At 56.3% G+C, this 22,043-nt stretch carries 16 protein-coding genes and 1 pseudogene; 9 read left to right on the top strand and 8 right to left on the bottom strand.

Features of this window, described 5'->3' with window-relative positions:
- Positions 1–29: 29 nt before the first annotated feature.
- Positions 30–1,214 (top strand): acetyl-CoA C-acetyltransferase, encoded by a 1,185-nt coding sequence (locus tag HVX72_RS07105; RefSeq protein ID WP_181822849.1) that lies wholly within the window; start codon positions 30–32, stop codon positions 1,212–1,214.
- Between the two features lie 50 nt (positions 1,215–1,264).
- Here the strand turns inward: HVX72_RS07105 and gyrA are convergent, their stop codons facing one another.
- Entirely contained in the window at positions 1,265–3,901 is a 2,637-nt protein-coding gene (gene gyrA / locus HVX72_RS07100; protein WP_042290596.1) for a DNA topoisomerase (ATP-hydrolyzing) subunit A, read from the bottom strand.
- A 193-nt stretch (positions 3,902–4,094) separates the two neighbouring features.
- Here gyrA and ubiG point away from each other — a divergent pair, with 193 nt between their 5' ends.
- The 4 genes from ubiG (at position 4,095) to yfaE (ending at position 8,993) form a co-directional block, all read left to right on the top strand.
- The gene (ubiG, locus tag HVX72_RS07095) at positions 4,095–4,823 is read left to right on the top strand and encodes a bifunctional 2-polyprenyl-6-hydroxyphenol methylase/3-demethylubiquinol 3-O-methyltransferase UbiG (protein ID WP_042290598.1); all 729 of its coding nucleotides are present in this window, start codon (positions 4,095–4,097) and stop codon (positions 4,821–4,823) included.
- Positions 4,824–5,212: 389 nt separating this feature from the next.
- Positions 5,213–7,498 (top strand): class 1a ribonucleoside-diphosphate reductase subunit alpha, encoded by a 2,286-nt coding sequence (nrdA, locus tag HVX72_RS07090; RefSeq protein ID WP_181822848.1) that lies wholly within the window; start codon positions 5,213–5,215, stop codon positions 7,496–7,498.
- Positions 7,499–7,608: 110 nt separating this feature from the next.
- Positions 7,609–8,739 (top strand): class Ia ribonucleoside-diphosphate reductase subunit beta, encoded by a 1,131-nt coding sequence (gene nrdB / locus HVX72_RS07085; protein WP_042290603.1) that lies wholly within the window; start codon positions 7,609–7,611, stop codon positions 8,737–8,739.
- Entirely contained in the window at positions 8,739–8,993 is a 255-nt protein-coding gene (gene yfaE / locus HVX72_RS07080; protein ID WP_042290605.1) for a class I ribonucleotide reductase maintenance protein YfaE, read from the top strand. The genes nrdB and yfaE overlap by 1 nt, the downstream gene beginning before the upstream one ends.
- 6 nt (positions 8,994–8,999) lie before the next feature.
- On the opposite strand, the pseudogene inaA reads toward yfaE, so the two are convergent.
- From inaA to glpT, 3 genes and pseudogenes are all read right to left on the bottom strand, one after another.
- Positions 9,000–9,649: pseudogene (inaA, locus tag HVX72_RS07075) on the bottom strand (lipopolysaccharide kinase InaA).
- Positions 9,650–9,849: 200 nt separating this feature from the next.
- The gene (glpQ, locus tag HVX72_RS07070) at positions 9,850–10,926 is read right to left on the bottom strand and encodes a glycerophosphodiester phosphodiesterase (protein ID WP_181822847.1); all 1,077 of its coding nucleotides are present in this window, start codon (positions 10,924–10,926) and stop codon (positions 9,850–9,852) included.
- A gap of 4 nt (positions 10,927–10,930) precedes the next feature.
- Entirely contained in the window at positions 10,931–12,289 is a 1,359-nt protein-coding gene (glpT, locus tag HVX72_RS07065; RefSeq protein ID WP_042290613.1) for a glycerol-3-phosphate transporter, read from the bottom strand.
- A 272-nt stretch (positions 12,290–12,561) separates the two neighbouring features.
- Between glpT and glpA the strand changes: the two genes are divergently transcribed.
- The 4 genes from glpA to HVX72_RS07045 all read left to right on the top strand — a co-directional run bounded on the left by glpA (position 12,562) and on the right by HVX72_RS07045 (position 17,806).
- A complete protein-coding gene (gene glpA, locus HVX72_RS07060) occupies positions 12,562–14,190 on the top strand; it encodes an anaerobic glycerol-3-phosphate dehydrogenase subunit A (RefSeq protein ID WP_181822846.1) in 1,629 nt (542 codons plus the stop codon).
- Positions 14,180–15,439, top strand: a complete 1,260-nt coding sequence (gene glpB / locus HVX72_RS07055; protein ID WP_181822845.1) for a glycerol-3-phosphate dehydrogenase subunit GlpB — start codon at positions 14,180–14,182, stop codon at positions 15,437–15,439. The genes glpA and glpB overlap by 11 nt, the downstream gene beginning before the upstream one ends.
- The gene (gene glpC / locus HVX72_RS07050; protein WP_181822844.1) at positions 15,436–16,626 is read left to right on the top strand and encodes an anaerobic glycerol-3-phosphate dehydrogenase subunit GlpC; all 1,191 of its coding nucleotides are present in this window, start codon (positions 15,436–15,438) and stop codon (positions 16,624–16,626) included. Before glpB ends, glpC begins: the two co-directional genes overlap by 4 nt.
- A gap of 217 nt (positions 16,627–16,843) precedes the next feature.
- Positions 16,844–17,806: an Rpn family recombination-promoting nuclease/putative transposase gene (locus HVX72_RS07045; protein WP_181822843.1), complete on the top strand. Its 963-nt coding sequence runs from the start codon at positions 16,844–16,846 to the stop codon at positions 17,804–17,806.
- A 49-nt stretch (positions 17,807–17,855) separates the two neighbouring features.
- On the opposite strand, the gene yfaU is transcribed toward HVX72_RS07045, so the two are convergent.
- The 4 genes from yfaU to HVX72_RS07025 are packed head-to-tail and all read right to left on the bottom strand — an operon-like array spanning position 17,856 to position 22,029.
- Complete coding sequence (gene yfaU / locus HVX72_RS07040) at positions 17,856–18,659, bottom strand: 2-keto-3-deoxy-L-rhamnonate aldolase (protein ID WP_181822842.1); 804 nt, start codon at positions 18,657–18,659, stop codon at positions 17,856–17,858.
- Between the two features lie 25 nt (positions 18,660–18,684).
- The gene (locus HVX72_RS07035) at positions 18,685–19,974 is read right to left on the bottom strand and encodes an MFS transporter (RefSeq protein WP_042290623.1); all 1,290 of its coding nucleotides are present in this window, start codon (positions 19,972–19,974) and stop codon (positions 18,685–18,687) included.
- A 54-nt stretch (positions 19,975–20,028) separates the two neighbouring features.
- On the bottom strand, positions 20,029–21,234 hold the full coding sequence (gene rhmD / locus HVX72_RS07030; RefSeq protein WP_181822841.1) for an L-rhamnonate dehydratase: 1,206 nt from the start codon (positions 21,232–21,234) through the stop codon (positions 20,029–20,031).
- Between the two features lie 12 nt (positions 21,235–21,246).
- A complete protein-coding gene (locus HVX72_RS07025; RefSeq protein ID WP_042290625.1) occupies positions 21,247–22,029 on the bottom strand; it encodes an IclR family transcriptional regulator in 783 nt (260 codons plus the stop codon).
- Positions 22,030–22,043: the final 14 nt, after the last annotated feature.

Here is a 22,043-nt window from a genome sequence, read left to right as displayed (position 1 = left end):
CGGCAACCCTCACGTTTAAGGAACAGAAGATGAAAAATTGTGTCATCGTCAGCGCAGCACGTACCGCTATCGGCAGCTTCAATGGCGCGCTGGCCACTACCAGCGCAATCGAACTGGGGGCGACAGTCATTAAAGCAGCCCTGGAACGCGCACAGCTTGATCCTACTCGCGTGGATGAAGTGATTATGGGGAACGTGTTGCAGGCTGGTCTCGGGCAAAACCCGGCCCGTCAGGCGCTGCTTAAAGCGGGGCTAAATGAAACGGTTTGCGGCTTTACCGTCAACAAGGTTTGCGGCTCAGGCCTTAAGAGCGTCGCGCTTGCTGCTCAGGCGATTCAGGCCGGGCAGGCTCAGGCGATTATCGCTGGGGGAATGGAAAACATGAGCCAGGCACCGTATCTCCTGGATACAAAGGCCCGCTGGGGTTATCGCCTCGGCGACGGCCAGCTTTCTGACGTGATCCTGCGCGATGGCTTACTTTGCGCCACGCACGGCTATCACATGGGAATTACGGCGGAAAACATGGCCCGCGAATATGGCATCAGCCGCGAAATGCAGGACGAACTGGCGCTGTTCTCTCAGCAGAAGGCGGTTGCCGCGATTAACGCCGGCGCGTTCGAGGCTGAAATCGTCCCTGTTAGCGTCACGTCGCGGAAGAAAACGGCGGTGGTGGAACGCGACGAATTTCCTAAAGCGGACTGTACGGCGGAAGGTCTGGCCGGGCTGCGTCCCGCCTTCGACAAGGCGGGTACGGTAACGGCCGGTAATGCTTCTGGGATCAACGACGGCGCGGCGGCGCTTATCGTCATGGACGAATCGGCGGCGCTGGCGGCGGGGCTTAAGCCGCTGGCGCGGATCAAAGCCTATGCCAGCGGCGGCGTCGCCCCCGCGTTAATGGGGATGGGCCCCGTTCCCGCCACCCAAAAAGCGTTACAGCAATGTGGACTAGCGCTGTCAGATATTGACTTGATTGAAGCGAATGAAGCCTTTGCCGCGCAATTTTTAGCGGTCGGTAAAACGCTGGAGTTTGATCCGCAAAAAGTCAACGTCAACGGCGGCGCGATTGCGCTGGGCCATCCTATCGGCGCCAGCGGCGCACGTATCCTGGTGACGTTACTGCACGCGCTTTCAGCGAGAGATAAAACGCTGGGACTGGCGACGCTGTGTATTGGCGGCGGGCAGGGAATTGCCATGATCGTGGAAAGGATGAACTAAATAAAAAGGGCCGGAGAATATCCGGCCCTTCGCACTCAGCGGTGAGTCAATTACTCGTCTGCGTCATCCGCCGCATCGTCGTCGGTTTCCGCTTCCGGAGCGATGTCATCATCCCCTTCCGCGACGCTGCCGTCGATAGAATCCAGCTCTTCGTCATCCACCGGTTCAGCAACACGCTGCAGGCCCACGACGTTTTCATCTTCCGCAGTACGGATGAGGATCACGCCCTGGGTGTTACGACCCACCACGCTGATTTCCGACACGCGGGTACGCACCAGCGTACCGGCATCGGTAATCATCATGATCTGGTCACAATCGTCTACCTGCACCGCGCCAACAACGGAACCGTTACGCTCGGTCACTTTGATAGAGATAACACCCTGCGTCGCACGTGACTTGGTCGGATATTCGTCCGCCGCGGTACGCTTACCGTAACCGTTTTGCGTCACGGTCAGGATCGCGCCTTCGCCACGAGGAATAATCAGCGAAACCACCTTGTCTTCGCCCGCCAGCTTGATGCCGCGCACGCCGGTCGCGGTACGGCCCATCGCACGGACGGCATCCTCTTTAAAGCGCACCACTTTACCGGCGGCAGAGAACAGCATGACTTCATCGGAGCCAGAGGTGAGATCGACGCCAATCAGCTCGTCGCCCTCGTTCAGGTTCACCGCAATGATACCGGCGGAACGCGGGCGGCTGAACTCGGTCAGCGCGGTTTTCTTCACCGTACCGCTGGCGGTCGCCATAAAGACGTTCACGCCCTCTTCGTACTCGCGTACCGGCAGGATAGCGGTGATACGTTCATCAGCTTCTAACGGCAGCAGGTTAACGATCGGACGACCACGCGCGCCGCGACTCGCTTCCGGCAACTGGTAAACTTTCATCCAGTACAGGCGTCCACGGCTGGAGAAGCAGAGGATGGTGTCGTGGGTGTTGGCCACCAGCAGGCGGTCGATAAAGTCTTCTTCTTTAATGCGTGCCGCTGATTTGCCTTTTCCGCCACGGCGCTGGGCTTCGTAGTCGGTCAACGGCTGATACTTCACGTAACCCTGGTGCGACAGAGTCACCACAACGTCTTCCTGGTTGATCAGGTCTTCGATGTTGATGTCCGCGCTGTTGGCGGTGATTTCGGTGCGACGCGCATCGCCGAACTGATCGCGGATCAGCTCCAGCTCCTCGCGGATCACTTCCATCAGACGATCGGCGCTGCCCAGAATATGCAGCAGTTCAGCGATCTGCTCCAGCAGCTCTTTGTACTCATCGAGCAGTTTTTCATGCTCAAGACCGGTCAGCTTCTGTAAGCGCAGATCCAGAATCGCCTGCGCCTGCTGTTCAGTCAGATAGTACTGACCATCACGCACACCGAATTCCGGTTCCAGCCATTCCGGACGCGCAGCGTCATCGCCCGCACGCTCCAGCATCGCCGCCACGTTGCCCAGATCCCACGGACGCGCGATCAGCGCGGCTTTCGCTTCTGCCGGGGTCGGCGCGCGGCGGATCAGTTCAATGATCGGATCGATGTTCGCCAGCGCAATCGCCAACGCTTCAAGGATATGCGCGCGATCGCGGGCTTTACGCAGTTCGAAAATGGTACGGCGAGTCACCACTTCACGGCGATGGCGCACGAACGCGGAAATGATATCTTTCAGGTTCATGATCTTCGGCTGGCCGTGGTGCAACGCCACCATGTTAATACCGAAGGAGACCTGCAGCTGCGTCTGGGAATAGAGGTTGTTCAGAACCACTTCCCCAACCGCATCGCGTTTCACTTCAATCACAATGCGCATACCGTCTTTATCGGACTCGTCACGCAGTGCGCTGATGCCTTCAACGCGCTTATCTTTTACCAGCTCAGCGATTTTCTCGATCAGGCGCGCTTTGTTCACCTGGTACGGGATTTCATGAACGATAATGGTTTCGCGACCGGTTTTCGCGTCCGCTTCCACTTCGGCGCGCGCGCGAATGTACACTTTGCCGCGACCGGTACGGTAGGCTTCTTCAATGCCGCGACGACCATTAATGATCGCCGCAGTCGGGAAGTCCGGACCCGGGATGTGTTCCATCAGCCCTTCAATGCTGATGTCTTCATCGTCGATATAGGCCAGGCAACCGTTGATCACTTCCGTCAGGTTGTGCGGCGGGATGTTGGTCGCCATACCTACCGCGATACCGGACGAACCGTTTACCAGCAGGTTCGGGATCTTCGTTGGCATAACGTCAGGGATTTTCTCCGTGCCGTCATAGTTATCAACGAAATCTACCGTCTCTTTTTCCAGATCGGCCATCAGTTCATGGGCAATCTTCGCCAGACGGATTTCCGTATAACGCATCGCCGCAGCAGAGTCGCCGTCGATAGAACCGAAGTTACCCTGACCATCCACCAGCATATAGCGCAGCGAAAACGGCTGCGCCATACGAACAATGGTGTCATACACCGCGGAATCGCCGTGAGGATGGTATTTACCGATTACGTCACCAACGACACGGGCAGATTTTTTATAGGCTTTATTCCAGTCATTGCCCAATACGTTCATGGCGTAAAGTACGCGACGGTGTACCGGCTTCAGGCCATCTCGGACATCCGGCAGCGCACGGCCAACAATGACCGACATCGCGTAATCCAGATAAGAGCTTTTCAGCTCCTCCTCAATGTTGACCGGTGTAATTTCTCTCGCAAGGTCGCTCATCTAACCGCTATCCCTCTACTGTATCCCGGATTCAAAGGTCGCAAATTATAACACAACCGCGCTGATTGAGGTAAACCTATCCCCTAAATACTTAAGCTGGCGGCGACCTGCTGTATGACCGGGATCTGCGCTTTATTCAGCGTGAATGCCTGATATACTCATTCGTCATGCCAAATAAGGAGTAATAGCCCCGATGAATGCCGAAAAACAGCCGGTAAACCAGAACGTTGACCACGAAGAAATTGCCAAATTTGAAGCAGTCGCGTCGCGCTGGTGGGATCTGGAAGGCGAATTTAAGCCGCTGCACCGCATTAACCCGCTGCGCCTCGGTTACATCGCGGAGCGTTCCGGGGGGCTGTTTGGGAAAAAGGTGCTCGACGTCGGCTGCGGCGGCGGCATTCTGGCTGAAAGTATGGCCCGCGAAGGCGCCAGCGTTACCGGGCTGGATATGGGCTTCGAGCCGCTGCAGGTGGCAAAACTGCATGCGCTGGAAAGCGGTATTCACGTCGATTACGTGCAGGAAACCGTGGAGGAACACGCGGCGAAGCATGCCGGACAGTATGATGTGGTGACCTGCATGGAGATGCTGGAGCATGTCCCGGATCCGCAGTCGGTGGTTCGCGCCTGCGCACAGTTAGTCAAACCCGGCGGCGAAGTCTTTTTCTCGACGATTAACCGTAACGGTAAGTCCTGGCTGATGGCGGTCGTCGGCGCAGAATACATTCTGCGAATGGTGCCCAAGGGTACGCATGATGTGAAAAAATTTATCAAGCCCGCCGAGCTGTTAGGCTGGGTGGACGAGACGGCCCTGAAAGAACGCCATATCACCGGCCTGCACTATAACCCGCTCACCAACAGCTTCAAGCTGGGCCCGGGCGTTGACGTCAACTACATGGTGCATACCACGGCTAAAGCTGAGTAATCCCGTCGCCGGATGAGACGCTACGGCGTCCTGTCCGGCCTGCGGAAAAAATAAAAATCCGAAAAAATTGTGCCAGGTCATAAGAACTTTCTTCACCTTCGTTGAAGAAATCAGCACTCGATCAAATTATCTATTTTTTTTATGAATTATTGACATCCCCGCCAGGCCTTATAAGACGCGTACTTAGCCTTTCTTACCCTTTTGCAACCTCAATTTAACCTTAAAATCAACTCTTGTACTGAAAAGATTCCCTACTAGAATACTCACCATATAGCGTTTACTTTAACACCCACCCCCTACATATAGTATTTATCCACAGAGTTAGTCACAAGGTGGCGCTGTGGATAATGCGGGGGATATTTTTTCTTTCACGGACAGGTAAAAACCACATGAATCAGAGTCTGCTGGTGACAAAGCGTGATGGTAGTACAGAGCGCATCAATCTCGACAAAATCCATCGGGTTCTGGATTGGGCGGCAGAAGGACTGAACAACGTCTCGATTTCTCAGGTCGAACTGCGCTCCCACATCCAGTTTTATGACGGTATCAAGACATCCGATATCCATGAAACGATCATCAAAGCCGCCGCCGATCTGATCTCCCGCGACGCGCCGGACTACCAGTACCTGGCCGCTCGCCTGGCGATTTTCCATCTGCGTAAAAAAGCCTACGGCGAGTTCGAGCCGCCCGCGCTGTACGACCATGTGGTGAAAATGGTTGAGATGGGCAAATACGACAATCATCTGCTGGAAGACTACACGGAAGAAGAGTTCAAGCAGATGGATTCGTTCATCGTGCACGATCGCGATATGACCTTCTCCTATGCTGCCGTGAAACAGCTGGAAGGCAAATACCTGGTGCAGAACCGCGTCACCGGCGAGATCTACGAGAGCGCCCAGTTCCTGTATATTCTGGTGGCCGCCTGCCTGTTCTCGAACTATCCGCGTGAAACCCGTCTCGATTACGTTAAGCGTTTTTACGATGCCGTTTCTACGTTCAAGATTTCCCTGCCGACGCCAATTATGTCCGGCGTGCGCACCCCGACGCGCCAGTTCAGCTCTTGCGTGCTGATCGAGTGCGGCGACAGCCTGGACTCGATTAACGCGACCTCCAGCGCCATCGTGAAATACGTCTCCCAGCGCGCCGGTATCGGCATCAACGCCGGTCGCATCCGCGCGCTGGGCAGCCCGATTCGCGGCGGCGAAGCGTTCCACACCGGCTGCATCCCGTTCTACAAACACTTCCAGACGGCGGTGAAATCCTGCTCGCAGGGCGGCGTGCGCGGCGGCGCAGCAACCTTGTTCTACCCGATGTGGCATCTGGAAGTCGAAAGCCTGCTGGTGCTGAAAAACAACCGCGGCGTGGAAGGCAACCGCGTGCGTCACATGGACTATGGCGTACAGATCAACAAACTGATGTACACCCGCCTGCTGAAAGGGGAAGAGATCACCCTGTTCAGCCCGTCTGACGTCCCGGGCCTGTATGACGCGTTCTTCGCCGATCAGGATGAGTTCGAACGTCTGTATACCAAATACGAAAAAGACGACAGTATCCGTAAACAGCGCGTGAAAGCGGTAGATCTGTTCTCTCTGATGATGCAGGAACGTGCGTCCACGGGCCGTATCTACATTCAGAACGTTGACCATTGCAACACCCATAGCCCGTTCGACCCGCAGGTCGCGCCGGTACGTCAGTCCAACCTGTGCCTGGAAATCGCCCTGCCGACCAGGCCGCTGATGGACGTTAACGACGAAAACGGTGAAATCGCGCTGTGTACGCTGTCTGCGTTTAACCTCGGCGCGATCAACAGCCTTGACGAACTGGAAGAGCTGGCGGTGCTGGCGGTTCGCGCCCTCGACGCGCTGCTGGATTACCAGGACTACCCTATCCCGGCAGCTAAACGAGGCGCCATGGGTCGCCGCACGCTGGGTATCGGCGTCATTAACTTCGCCTACTATCTGGCGAAACACGGCGTTCGCTACTCCGACGGCAGCGCCAACAACCTGACGCACAAAACGTTTGAAGCGATCCAGTACTATCTGCTGAAAGCCTCTAACGAACTGGCGATCGAGCAAGGCGCCTGCCCATGGTTTAACGAGACCACCTATGCGCAGGGCATTCTGCCGATCGATACTTATAAGAAAGACCTCGACGCGATTGCCAACGAGCCGCTGCATCACGACTGGGAAGCGTTGCGTGAATCCATCAAGACCCACGGCCTGCGTAACTCCACGCTCTCTGCGCTGATGCCGTCCGAGACCTCTTCACAGATCTCGAACGCGACCAACGGTATTGAGCCGCCGCGCGGTTACGTCAGCATTAAAGCGTCGAAGGACGGCATTCTGCGTCAGGTGGTACCGGACTATGAGCATCTGGGCAAGGCCTACGAACTGCTGTGGGAAATGCCGGGTAACGATGGGTATCTGCAGTTAGTTGGCATCATGCAGAAATTTATCGATCAGTCGATTTCGGCTAACACCAACTATGACCCGACACGCTTCCCGTCAGGAAAAGTGCCGATGCAGCAGTTGCTGAAAGACCTGCTCACCGCCTATAAATTCGGCGTCAAGACGCTGTATTATCAGAACACCCGCGATGGTGCGGAAGATGCCCAGGACGATCTGGTGCCATCCATTCAGGACGATGGCTGCGAAAGCGGCGCATGTAAGATCTGATGAAAGATGCCGGGTGGCGCTACGCTTACCCGGCCTACGATTGCACGGTTTGTAGGCCGGATACGGTGCTTGCCCCTATCCGGCGCTCATCCCACAAAGGACTCACTTCAATGGCATACACCACTTTTTCACAGACGAAAAATGACCAGTTGCTGGAACCGATGTTTTTCGGCCAGCCGGTGAACGTTGCGCGTTACGATCAGCAAAAATATGACATCTTCGAAAAGCTGATTGAAAAACAGCTCTCCTTCTTCTGGCGTCCGGAAGAAGTGGACGTTTCCCGCGACCGCATCGATTACCAGGCGCTGCCGGAGCATGAAAAACATATTTTTATCAGCAATCTGAAGTATCAGACGCTACTGGATTCCATTCAGGGACGCAGCCCGAACGTGGCGCTGCTGCCGCTGATCTCCATTCCGGAGCTGGAGACCTGGGTCGAAACCTGGGCGTTTTCAGAAACAATTCACTCCCGCTCATACACCCATATCATTCGTAATATCGTCAACGATCCGGCGGTGGTGTTTGATGATATCGTGACCAACGAGCAAATTCAGAAACGCGCTGAAGGCATCGCCAGCTATTATGACGAACTGATTGAGATGACCAGCTACTGGCATCTGCTGGGCGAAGGCACGCACACGGTAAATGGCAAAACCGTCACCGTGAACCTGCGTGAACTGAAGAAAAAGCTGTACCTGTGCCTGATGAGCGTTAACGCGCTGGAAGCCATTCGCTTCTACGTCAGCTTTGCCTGCTCGTTCGCCTTCGCCGAGCGCGAACTGATGGAAGGCAACGCCAAAATCATTCGCCTGATTGCCCGCGACGAAGCGCTGCACCTGACCGGCACTCAGCACATGCTGAACCTGCTGCGTTCCGGCAGCGACGATCCGGAAATGGCGGAGATTGCCGAAGAGTGCAAGCAAGAGTGCTATGACCTGTTTGTCCAGGCGGCGCAGCAGGAAAAAGAGTGGGCAGATTATCTGTTCCGCGACGGCTCAATGATCGGTCTGAACAAAGACATTCTTTGCCAGTACGTGGAATATATCACCAACATCCGCATGCAGGCGGTTGGCCTTGATCTCCCCTTCCAGACGCGCTCCAACCCGATCCCGTGGATCAACACCTGGCTGGTATCGGACAACGTGCAGGTCGCGCCGCAGGAAGTGGAAGTCAGTTCTTACCTGGTCGGTCAGATCGACTCTGAAGTCGATACCGACGATCTGAGCAATTTCCAGCTCTGATGGGACGCGTTACGCTGCGCATTACTGGCACACAGCTGCTGTGCCAGGATGAGCACCCTTCCCTGCTCGCCGCGCTCGAATCGCACAACGTGGAAGTGGAATATCAGTGCCGCGAAGGCTACTGCGGCTCGTGTCGCATCCGTCTGGTCGCCGGTCAGGTTGACTGGCTCACCGAACCGCTGGCCTTTGTGCAGCCTGACGAAATTTTACCCTGCTGTTGCAGGGCAAAAGGCGATATTGAGATTGAGATGTAACGCGTATTACAACGCGGCATAATACGCTTTAACCGCCTCCCAGTCCGCTTGCGGAATCGGGTGCAGGTTTTTCTCTAACTGGGAAAAGTCGTGCTGCGCGGCTTTACGCCGACGAAAGCGGCGATGGCTTTTTTCCAGATCGAGAAATCCGCTTCCACTTCACCTTCCGTTTTTACGTAGATGTGACGCATATAGCAACAACCGTGCTGACGGTTCACGGCATGCATCTTTTTGAAGGCCAGCGCCACGGCTTTGAGCATGTCCTGCCGCAGATCATCAGGATAGGGCGTTAGCGCGTGCTGGTGATACCAGTCGGCAATGCTGACAAAGCCGCTCATGTCCTCAGTAACAAGTAACGCGCGCCACTCGCCGTTAACTTTCATCGCGTCGCCATATACGATTTTCGGTACGATAACGCCAGCTCGCGCCAGTTCTTTGATCACCGCGATTTCACGCACAATCGTCGGGCGCCCCCACGGATAACGCAGCGAGTAAAATAGATGTTGCGTCATCCGCTTCACGTACAGCCGGGTTCCGTCCCGCTCAATACACTGTACTCCGCTCATGCCTTTGCGTCGGGAGTTAGGTTCTTCCACCCAATCCCCTTCCGTGGCCCACCAGTCATAAAAGGTTGACTGTAGAACGTCCTGCGCCATCTTTCACCATCCGTTATAGTCACGTGGAAAACGATTTAGACAGGAAATATAGATCGCTTACATAAGAAATACTTGAGAAGGTGATGTTCGGTTGCGGACTTCACGCTCGGCTGCGCGGCCAGGAGGGTAAAAATAAAAACTGCACCCGGGTGCGCGAAAAACCGCTTTTGGGTGCAGTGGTAAGGTTGATACGGCGCGGTTTACTCTTTACGCAGGAACACTACCGCTTTATCGGGGAAATCAGTAAACAGCCCGTCAACACCCGCCTGGTTGTAAAGAATGTCATAAAGCTGGTCGACATTCGCGGCGTATTCCGGCAGTTGATCCGCGCGTACCGTATAAGGATGAACCGTCATCTTATTCTGGTGCGCGTCTTTCACCATGTCGGTCAGGATGATGTTGTCTTTTTTCGACGTCTCATCAATCAGCATATGATAGTCAGGGCCAATGCCATCGGCGTATTCGGCAATCTGCTTCATCGCCCCGGGCTTGAACATCCAGTCATAGCTGTAGTTCACCCATTTTCCGTCCGGCTGTTTTTCCTGAGTCTCATTCCAGTCGGTATACGCAATGAGCTGCACCAGGTTGAGATCCATCCCCATCTTTGGCTCCAGCTCGTTTTTGATGCGCTTGAGTTCCGCGACGTCAAAACTTTGCAGATAAACCTTATCCTGCTTGTCGCTGTAGCCGTACTTTTTCAGCACGTCCAGCGTGGTTGCCGCAATGTCCTTTCCTTCCTGATGGTGGAACCACGGCGCTTTAATTTCCGGATAGATGCCGATGTTTTTGCCGGTAGAGTGATTCAGCCCCTGCACAAACTCAATCTCTTCTTCAAAAGTATGCACGCGGAAATCCGATTTTCCCATCGGGAAACGGCCCGGATAGGTTTGCACCTTCTTGCCGTTTTCCAGGTCGAACCCTTCGGTAAACTTCAGGGATTTGATCTCCTCAAGGGTGAAGTCGATAGCGTAATAGCGTCCGTCTTTCCGCGCGCGATCCGGGAAGCGCTCAGCGACATCAGTGACGCGATCAAGATAGTGGTCATGGAGGACGACCAGCCGGTCGTCCTTCGTCATCACCAGATCCTGCTCCAGGTAATCCGCTCCCTGGGCGTAGGCCATCGCCTTCGCAGGCAGTGTATGCTCCGGCAGATAGCCGCTTGCGCCGCGGTGCGCAATCACCACTTTGTCGTTATCGCTGGCAGCCAGCGCGCTGCTTCCCAGCACCATCCCGCTCATCATCAGCGCCAGGCTCAGGTTCTTAAACGTCGTTTTCATTACATTAGCCTCCGTTGCGTTTCAGCATCATCTCCTGGTGATGGCGTTTCTCGCCGAACATGACGATAACCAGCAGGATCACCGCCAGAATGCTGCCGCCAATCATCACCATGAAGCCGCCGTCCCAGCCGAAGAAGTCAACGGTGTAACCCACTATCGCGCTCGCCGCCACAGAACCGCCGAGGTAGCCAAACAGACCGGTAAAGCCTGCCGCAGTCCCTGCCGCTTTTTTCGGCGCCAGTTCCAGCGCATGCAGGCCAATCAACATAACCGGACCGTAAATCAGGAAGCCGATGACGATCATGCAAATCATGTCGACAGTCGGGTTGCCCGCCGGGTTCATCCAGTAGACGATGGTCGCAATGGTCACCAGGGTCATAAAGAATACGCCAGTGGCGCCACGGTTGCCGCGGAACACTTTATCCGACATCCAACCGCACAACAGGGTGCCCGGAATGCCTGCATATTCATACAAGAAATAAGCCCAGGACGATTTATCCAGCGCAAAATGCTTCACTTCCTTCAGATAGGTCGGCGACCAGTCGAGGATGCCGTAGCGCAGCAGATAAACAAAGACGTTAGCGATAGCGATGTACCACAGCAGTTTGTTCGGCAACACGTACTGCATGAAAATCTGCTTCGCGGTCAGCTCTTCTTCCGCTTTTTCGTTGTAGTCGTCCGGATAATCGTTTTTGTACTCTTCGATCGGCGGCAGGCCGCAGGACTGCGGCGTGTCGCGCATCATGGCGAAAGCAAAGAGCGCAACGATGATTGCGCCAAACGCAGGCATATACAGCGCGGCTTTCCAGTCGTTAAACCATGCCATACCAAGCAGGAACAGCAGTGGAGGGATCCCGCCGCCGACGTTATGCGCGCAGTTCCATACCGACACGATACCGCCGCGCTCTTTCTGCGACCACCAGTGTACCATAGTACGACCACACGGCGGCCACCCCATCCCCTGGAACCAGCCACACAGGAACAACAGGACAAACATAATGGCAATGCTCGATGTCGCCCACGGCACAAAGCCCATGAACAGCATAACCGCCGCCGCGAGAATCAGACCGGCGGGAAGGAAAACGCGCGGATTCGAGCGGTCGGAAACCGACCCCATGATGAATTTCGAAAATCCGTAAGCGATGGAAATCCCTGACAGCGCAAAACCGAGATCGCCGCGCGAAAACCCTTGCTCCACCAGATACGGCATGGCCAGCGCGAAGTTCTTGCGCACCAGGTAATACGCGGCATAGCCAAAGAATATCCCCAGGAAAATCTGCCAACGGAGCCGACGATAGGTCGGATCAATCTCCGCTTGCGGCAAGCGCGCTTTATGCGCGGCTGGTTTAAAAATACTCAACATAATGTAGCCTCCGTGGCCCGTCTCTTTATAAGTGGTCAACACCGCAGTTCGTACAAACAACCCCGCTGCTTCCAGTGTGGCCGCGATGTTAAGTAAAGATACATGCGGTTAATGTGAATTACAGCACATATTGTTACAGTTTTATGACAAATGTTCAGAAAGGCGCACGAAATCACGTTTCATTTTCGAATCATGAGCGAATATGCGCGAAATCAAACAAACCATGCGTTTTATGTGGCTAAATGATAAAAAACGAACTGTGAGGGAAAACAATGAAAACTCGCGACTCGCAAACTGCTGACGTGATTATCATTGGTGGAGGCGCCACGGGGGCCGGTATTGCCCGTGACTGCGCGCTACGCGGCCTGCGCGTTATGTTAGTTGAACGCCACGACATCGCCACCGGCGCGACCGGGCGCAACCATGGTCTGCTGCACAGCGGCGCGCGCTATGCGGTCACTGACGCAGAGTCCGCCCGCGAGTGCATCAGCGAAAACCAGATTTTAAAACGTATCGCCCGTCACTGCGTTGAACCGACGGACGGTCTGTTTATTACCCTGCCCGAAGACGACCTCGCATTCCAGGCCACGTTTATTCGCGCCTGCGAAGAGGCCGGGATCCGCGCAGAGGCGATCGATCCGCAGCAGGCGCGCATAATTGAACCTTCAGTCAATCCACAGCTGACTGGCGCGGTAAAAGTCCCTGACGGCACGGTCGATCCGTTCCGCCTCACGGCGGCGAATATGCTTGATGCGAAGGAGCATGGCGCAGTTATTCTGACCGCTCATGAAGTGACCGGCCTGATCCGCGAAGGGGCAACGGTCAGCGGCGTGCATGTACGCAATGCGCTGACTGGCGAAACGCAGACGCTGCATGCGCCAGTGGTGGTCAATGCTGCCGGGATCTGGGGGCAACGAATCGCGGAATACGCCGACCTGAGCATCCGCATGTTCCCGGCGAAAGGATCGCTGCTGATTCTGGATCACCGTATTAATCAACATGTGATAAACCGCTGCCGTAAGCCGTCCGATGCCGATATTCTGGTGCCGGGCGACACCATTTCACTCATTGGCACCACCTCAACCCACATTGATTACAACGATATCGACAGCAACCGCGTCACCGCCGAGGAAGTGGATATTCTGCTGCGTGAAGGGGAAAAACTGGCGCCCGTGATGGCGAAGACCCGTATCCTGCGCGCATACTCCGGAGTAAGGCCGCTGGTCGCCAGCGACGACGATCCGAGCGGACGCAACGTCAGCCGCGGTATTGTGCTGTTCGACCATGCGGAACGCGATGGTCTGGACGGATTTATCACCATTACCGGCGGCAAACTGATGACCTACCGCCTGATGGCGGAGTGGGCCACCGATGCGGTCTGTCGCAAACTGGGTAATACTCGCCCCTGCATGACCGCCGACACGCCGCTGCCTGGTTCGCACGAACCGACAGAAACCACCCTTAAGCGCGTGATCTCCCTGCCCGCGCCGTTGCGCGGCTCCGCCGTTTATCGCCACGGCGATCGCACGCCGGCGTGGTTAAGCCAGGGACGTCAGCATCGCAGCGTGGTTTGCGAATGTGAAGCCGTCACCGCTGGCGAAGTCCAGTACGCGGTGGAAAATTTAAACGTGAACAGCCTGCTTGACCTGCGCCGCCGTACCCGCGTAGGCATGGGCACCTGCCAGGGTGAACTGTGCGCCTGCCGTGCCGCCGGATTGCTGCAACGTTTTAATATCACCACCGCCACACAATCCATCAGCCAACTCTCTGATTTCTTAAATGAACGCTGGAAAGGCGTGCAGCCTATCGCCTGGGGCGACGCGCTGCGCGAAAGCGAATTCACCCGCTGGGTATACCAGGGCTTATGTGGTCTGGAAAAGGAGCCGCGCGATGAGATTTGATACAGTCATTATGGGCGGCGGTCTGGCCGGACTCCTCTGCGGTTTGCAGTTGCAAAAACATGGCCAGCGCTGTGCGATCGTCACCCGCGGGCAGAGCGCGCTGCACTTCTCCTCCGGTTCGCTGGATCTGCTCAGCGCATTACCGGATGGACAACCGGTAACGGATATCGCTGCCGGTCTGGACGCACTGCAAAAACAGGCGCCTGCCCACCCTTATTCACAACTGGGAACAGAACATGTGCTACAGCTTGCACAGCAAGCACAGGCAGTGCTGCAGGCATCCGGCGCGCAGATGCAGGGCGACGTAAGGCAATCGCATCAGCGCGTCACCCCGCTGGGCACGCTGCGGACAACCTGGCTTTGCGCGCCGGAAATTCCGGTCTGGCCGCTTACCGCAAAACACTTGTGCGTAGTCGGCATCACCGGTCTGCTCGATTTTCAGGCGCATCTTGCCGCCGCCTCTCTGCAGCAGGCCGGTTTGACGGTTGACACGGCGGAGATCGACCTGCCCGAACTGGACGTGCTACGCGACAACGCCACGGAGTTTCGCGCGGTGAACATTGCGCGTTTTCTTGACAACGAAGACAAATGGCCGCTGCTGTTCGACGCGCTGTTACCCGTGGCGAAAAGCTGCGAGATGGTGATGATGCCCGCCTGCTTTGGCCTCGCGGATGAGCGCCTATGGCGCTGGCTCAACGCGCGCCTGCCGTGTCCGCTGACGCTACTGCCGACTCTGCCGCCGTCTGTGCTGGGCATTCGTCTGCATAATCAGCTTCAGCGCCAGTTCGTACGTCAGGGCGGGATCTGGATGCCAGGCGATGAAGTGAAGAAAGTGACCTGCAAAAACGGCGCGGTGAGCGAAATCTGGACCCGCAATCATGCTGATATTCCACTCCGTCCGCGCTTCGCGGTACTGGCCAGCGGCAGCTTCTTCAGCAGTGGGCTGGTGGCTGACCGTCAGGGCATTCGCGAACCGATTCTTGGACTGGATGTTCAGCAAACGGCCAACCGTGCCGGGTGGTACCGACAAGATTTCTTTGACGCCCAACCCTGGCAGCAGTTTGGCGTCACCACCGACGCAGCGTTACGTCCATCGCTGGCCGGGCAAACGGTAGAAAACCTGTATGCCATTGGTTCGGTGCTCGGCGGATTCGACCCGATAACCCAGGGATGCGGCGGCGGCGTCTGCGCCGTCACCGCCTTACACGCCGCCCATGAGATCGCAAAACGTGCAGGAGGTGAGCAATGAGCGATACCCGTTTTGAAAGTTGCATCAAGTGCACAGTGTGCACCACCGCCTGTCCGGTCAGCCGCGTCAATCCCGGCTATCCCGGCCCCAAACAGGCCGGACCCGACGGCGAGCGTCTGCGTCTGAAAGACGGTGCGCTATACGATGAGGCGCTGAAATATTGCATTAACTGCAAGCGCTGCGAAGTGGCGTGTCCGTCTGATGTGAAGATTGGCGATATCATTCAGCGCGCGCGGGCAAAATATGACACTTCGCGCCCGTCGCTACGCAATTTCATCCTCAGCCATACGGATCTGATGGGAAGCGTCTCCACGCCGTTCGCCCCGGTGGTGAATACCGCAACATCGCTAAAACCGGTGCGCCAGTTGCTTGATTACGCGCTAAAAATCGACCATCGTCGCACCCTGCCCAAATACTCGTTTGGCACCTTCCGTCGCTGGTATCGCAGCGTGGCGCAGCAGCAGGCGCAGTATAAGGATCAGGTCGCCTTCTTTCATGGTTGTTTTGTCAATTACAACCATCCGCAACTCGGAAAGGACTTAATTAAGGTGCTGAACGCCATGGGCACCGGCGTCCAGTTGTTGAGCAAAGAGAAGTGTTGCGGGGTACCGCTTATCGCCAACGGTTTCACCGACAAAGCGCGTAAGCAGGCGGTGACGAACGTCGAATCGCTGCGCGAAGCGATTGCGGTAAAAGGCATCCCCGTTATCGCCACCTCCTCCACCTGTACCTTCGCCCTGCGCGACGAGTATCCGGAAGTGCTGGATGTCGACAACCGCGGTCTGCGAGAGCACATCGAACTGGCGACCCGCTGGCTGTGGCGCAGGCTTGATGAAGGCAAAACGTTGCCGTTGAAAACGCTGCCGCTGAAAGTGGTTTATCACACGCCGTGCCACATGGAAAAAATGGGCTGGACGCTGTATACCCTTGAACTGCTGCGCCGGATACCGGGTCTGGAGCTAACGGTGCTGGACTCTCAGTGCTGCGGAATCGCCGGAACCTATGGCTTTAAGAAAGAGAACTACCCCACCTCGCAGTCCATTGGCGCGCCGCTGTTTAAGCAGATTGAAGAGAGCGGCGCCGATCTGGTGGTCACCGACTGCGAAACCTGCAAATGGCAAATTGAGATGTCCACCAGCAAACGCTGCGAACATCCGATAACGCTGTTAGCGCAGGCGCTCGGTTAACGCACTTACCTGACGGCGCAAAACGCAGAGCCTGAACACCACATCCATGCCGGATTGCATCCGGCATTTTTGCGTGATTCTTTCCATAAAACTGTATACGTTGCAACCGCAAGCAACTTTCCCTCGTCCCGCCGCGCAAAGCCTGTATTCAACTAATGCAACCCGCGCCATCAGCCTGTAACGTCACGACAACACAATGTTAAGGTGACGGACTACCATGACGCATTCAACCACATCCACTCCGCACGATGCGGTGTTTAAAAAGCTGATTTCCAGTCCTGAAGTGGCACGGGACTTTCTCACTATCCACCTTCCCGCGCCATTGCGCGAAATGTGCGATTTAACAACGCTCAGGCTGGAAGCCACCACGTTTATCGAACAGGATCTCCGCGCATATTATTCTGACGTCGTGTGGTCGCTGAAAACAAAAGAAGGCGAAGGCTATATCTATTGCGTCATTGAACATCAGAGCACTGCCGTGCCGCATATGGCCTTTCGGCTCATGCGCTATGCCACCGCCGCCATGCAACATCATCTGGATGCCGGGCATAAAACGCTGCCGCTGGTGATCCCGATGCTGTTTTACCACGGCGTGCAAAGTCCGTATCCCTGGTCGCTAAACTGGCTGGACGAATTTGATAATCCGCAGCTGGCGCGGCAGCTCTATACGGAGGCCTTTCCGCTGGTGGACATAACGGTGGTGCCTGACGATGAAATCATGCAACACCAGCGCGTTGCTCTGCTTGAGCTTATGCAAAAGCATATCCGGGATCGCGATCTGATGGGTCTGGTTGACCGGCTGGTGACGCTGTTAGTTACCGGTATTGCTAATGACAGCCAGCTGCAAACGCTGTTTAATTATCTGGTGCAGTACGGCGATGCGACGCGCTTTAGCGAGTTTATCCGCGAGGTCGCCGAACGTTCCCCCCATCATAAGGAGAGACTGATGACGATTGCAGAACGACTGCGGCAGGAAGGCCACCGTCATGGATTGCAGGAGGGGCTGCAAAAAGGCCTTCAGCAAGGGCTTGAACAAGGATTACACGAAGGTAAGCGAACAGGCACCAGAGAAGAGGCGCTGCGCATTGCGCGAATGATGATCGAGAAAGGGATCGAACGTGATTTGGTGCTGACCATCACCGGTATCTCTGTTGATGAGGTCATAGCCAGCCACCACTGATGCCATAAGCAGGCCGGATAAGCGAAGCGTCGCCATCCGGCACGTTTACTCAGTAGCTACTTTTTACCGGGGTCGCTGAACCGACAGCTTTAAACATCGCCAGTCGGCGATCCAGCGCCTCGGTATAAAGCATGGTATCGACGCCCACGGCGACGAAGTTAGCCCCCCACTGCAGGCATTTTTTCGCCATGGCCGGGTCAACCGCGAGGAACCCTGCCGCTTTACCGGCGGCGCGTATGCGAGCAATGCTTTCCTGAATGATGCGCTGCACGTCCGGGTGTCCGGCGTTATCCGGATAACCCAGCGACGCAGAGAGATCCGCCGGGCCAATAAACACGCCGTCAATGCCGTCCACGTCGAGAATAGCGTCGAGATTGTCGAGCGCCGTTTTGCTTTCGACCTGTACCAGCAGGCACAGCGATTCGTTGGCCTGCGCCATGTAGTTGTCGATACGTCCCCAGCGTGCCGCCCGCGCGACGCTGGCGCCGACGCCGCGCTCGCCAAGCGGTGGGTAACGGGTGGCGGCAACCACCTGACGCGCCTGTTTGGCGGTATCGACCATCGGGATTAGCAGCGTTTGCGCACCGATATCCAGCACCTGTTTAATCAGCGCTTTGCTTCCCTCAACCGGCCGGATCACCGGCTGGCTGGCATACGGCGCGATAGCCTGTAATTGATGATACAGATCCTGCACCGTATTCGGTGCGTGTTCACCGTCGATCAGCAGCCAGTCATAACCGGAGGTCGCGGCAATTTCCGCCATATAAGACGTGGTTGAACTCAGCCACAGCCCAATTTGCACTTCCCCTTTTTGTAAACCTTCCTTAAAAGGGTTTGCTAACAATGCGTTCATAATGATCCTTACAACGTGGATAAAATTATTGATGCGCAGCACCCGGTTGCGACGCGGCACGGTTCACGCTCAGAGTGAAGATGATTAACGCGCCAATGATGGCGACCCCGGCCAGAGTCAGCAGACCCGCCGCGTCGCTGGCGAACATCGTTTCCGCCTTCACGCGCAGGATCGGCGCGATAAATCCCCCTACCGCGCCAAACAGGTTAACAAAGCCGATCCCCGCCGCCAGCGCCGTACCCGAAAGCAGCTGCGTCGGCATGGTCCAGAACACCGGTTGTACCGCAATAAAGCCCACCGCCGCGACGCAAAGCGCCAGTATCGCCAGCACCGGAGAAACCAGCCCGGAAAGCCCAATACCAATGCCAGCCGCTAACAGCGTCAGCGCGGCGACGTTTCGGCGATCGCCGGTGCGGTCGGAATAGCGCGGGATGAGCCAGGTGCCAAACAGCGCGGCGACCCACGGAATGGCGGTGACCACCGACGCGGTGAACCCCACTTTGGTGCCCAACAACGCCGCCACCTGCGTCGGCAGAAAGAAGATCAGCCCGTACACCGCCACCTGGATCGTCAGGTAAATAATCGCCAGTTGCCAGACGCGTCCGTTACGCAGGGCATCGGTGAGTTTTGACGTGACTTTCTTCTCTTCTTCGCTCGCCAGTTGGCTTATCAGCGCGGCCTTTTCTTCTGCGCTCAGGAAACGTGCCTGTTGCGGCGTGTCGTCCAGCCAGAAAAACGTGAACACGCCTGCGCCAACCGCCAATAAACCTTCGATAACGAACATCCAGAACCATCCCGGATGCCCCATGAAGCCGTGCATTTCCAGCAGCGCGCCGGAAAGCGGCGACCCCAGCGTCAGCGCCAGCGGCGCGCCCATATAGAACAGCCCCATAATGCTTGCGCGGGTGCGCTGCGGGAACCACTGCGAGGTCAGATAGATCATGCCGGGGAAGAAACCGGCTTCCGCCGCCCCCAGCAGGGTACGAATAATCAGGAATTTCGCCTCTGTATCCGCCCACGCCATCGCCGCGGAGAGAAAGCCCCACAGCAGCGTGGTGGTGCCGATCCAGGTTCTCGCCCCCAGTTTGCGCATCAGCAGGTTGGCAGGCACCCCGAGAAAGGCGTAGACCACGAAGAAAATCCCCGCCCCCAGCGCATAGGCTTCATTGCTTAGCCCGGTATCAATTTGATAGGTCTCTTTGGCGAAGCCAATATTCGAACGATCCAGAAACGCCAGTACGTACAGCGTGAGCATGAACGGGATCAAACGCGCGCGGTTTTTCTTTACGACGCGGTCAAGCAAAGTGGTACTCATAGCAAGATCCTCAACAGGGAGGGCGTTGCCGGATGAACGGCAACGCACAGGTCATTAGTGGCTATAAGGGCGTTTCAGGTTGCAGTCGCGGTTAAGCTCGACGCCAAATCCAGGCTTATCCAGTACAGATTTATGAATGCGTCCGTTCACCGGCACCGGCTCATCGAGCAGGATCGGGTCAAACTGCGGGCGCATCGTTGAACAGTCCGGGCTGGTCATCAGGAATTCGCTGAATGGCGTATTCGTGAAGGTAATGACCGCGTGATGCGAATAGACCGAGGAACCGTGTGGCACCACCAGCTGTCCGCGCGCTTTGGCGATAGCGGCGATCTCGACCAGCGTGGTCAGGCCGCCGCACCAGCCCACATCCGGCTGCATAATGTCGATGCCGGTTTCCGACAAGGTGCGGAAAGACTGGAGGGTGCCGTGATGCTCACCGCTGGTGACCATCATCCCCGCCGGCGCGTTGCGCTTCAGTTCGCAGTAGCCTTCGTACTGCTGCGGCGGCAGACACTCTTCAATCCATTTCAGATTGTAAGGCGCACAGGCGTGGGCCAGTTTGGTGGCATAGTTCACGTCCTGGCTCATCCAGCAGTCGAGCATCAGCCAGAAGTCCGGGCCGCATTTCTCGCGCATATCGGCGACCATTGCCGCGTCTTTACGGATCCCCGCATCGCCGTCATGCGGCCCCCAGTGGGTCGGCATTTTCCCGCCGATAAAGCCCATCCCTTTCGCCAGATCCGGACGGGCGCCAGTGGCATAGAACTGAATTTCGTCCCGCACTGCGCCGCCAAGCAGTTTGTAAACCGGCAGGCCAACGACTTTACCGAACAGATCCCACAACGCCAGATCGACGCAGGAAATCGTGTTCATGACCAGACCGCCGGAACCGGAATAGTACATGGTCGCGCTAAGCATTTGATCGTGTATCAGTTTGATGTCGCTGACACATTTCCCTTCGATAAACCGATTGAGATGCTTTTCAACGATAAAACAGCCCATCTCGCCCGCCGTGGAGACGGCAAAGCCCGTCTGGCCGTTATCGGCTTCGACTTCCACAATCAGCGTGCCCAGTACGTTGATCCCGAAAGACTGACGCGACTGTTCGTACTCGCGATATTTACTCATCGGCGTAGCGATGTGATCGTCAATCCAGTGATTGGCCCCCTGATCGTGATAGTCACCGCCGCCAGCGCCTTTTTCAGCCGTAGCGCCGCCGGTAAACCAGGCGCGAACATGTTTAATTTTAGGTAGGGTCATGATGTTCTCCATTTATGATGCGAGTGAATCGAAGGGACTTTTCCATCCCAGAAGGCGTGAAATATCCTTCGCGCAGGCAATCGCCTTCCCGGCCAGATAATCACGGTTCTCATCGTTGATTTGTAATCGGGTGCCGACCACCGAAATGGCGGCGGCGGGTTCATTGTTGGCATTAAAAACTGGCGCGGCGACGCAACGCACGTCCGGGTAATCTTCACCGTTGTCAAAGCTCCATCCGCGCTGGCGGATGCGCTCCAGTTCGTCGCTAAGCTGTTGCGGGTCGGTAATGGTCGTCGGCGTCGCCTTTTCCCATACCAGTTGCGCAATTATGGCTTTGCGCACCGGCGCCGGTTGCCAGGCCAGCAGACATTTGCCGATACCGGAACGATAGAGCGAAAGGCTTTTACCTTCGTGGGAGCGAACGCTGATGGTGGAGGAAGATTCCACTTTCAGGATGTAGTAAGCACTCTCATGATCGATGATCCCCAAATGGCAGAGCATGCCGGTTTCATCCATCAACTGTGTCAGGCGCGGGCGTGCCAGTTCACGCAGATCCATTTTGCTAAGCGCATGCCCGGAAAGCTCCACCAGTTTGGTCCACAGGCAAAAATTCTCCTGATGGTCGACGCTGATAAACCGCTGGCGCTTCAGTTCGTTGAGCAGCAGATACGCGGTGCTCTTGGGAATGCCCAGCGTCTCAATGATCGTCGCCGCGCTGCACGGGCCAATCCTCGCGATCAGATTAAGGATGTCGATGGCGCGGGTAAGCGCCGGCACTTTACTTGATTCCAACATACTGGACTCCAGTC

Source organism: Citrobacter sp. RHB21-C05 (assembly GCF_013889015.1).
GTDB classification, from domain to species: domain Bacteria; phylum Pseudomonadota; class Gammaproteobacteria; order Enterobacterales; family Enterobacteriaceae; genus Citrobacter_A; species Citrobacter_A sedlakii.
The sequence above is the reverse complement of the archived record's forward strand: the minus strand, read 5'-3'. Positions and strand labels throughout refer to the sequence as shown.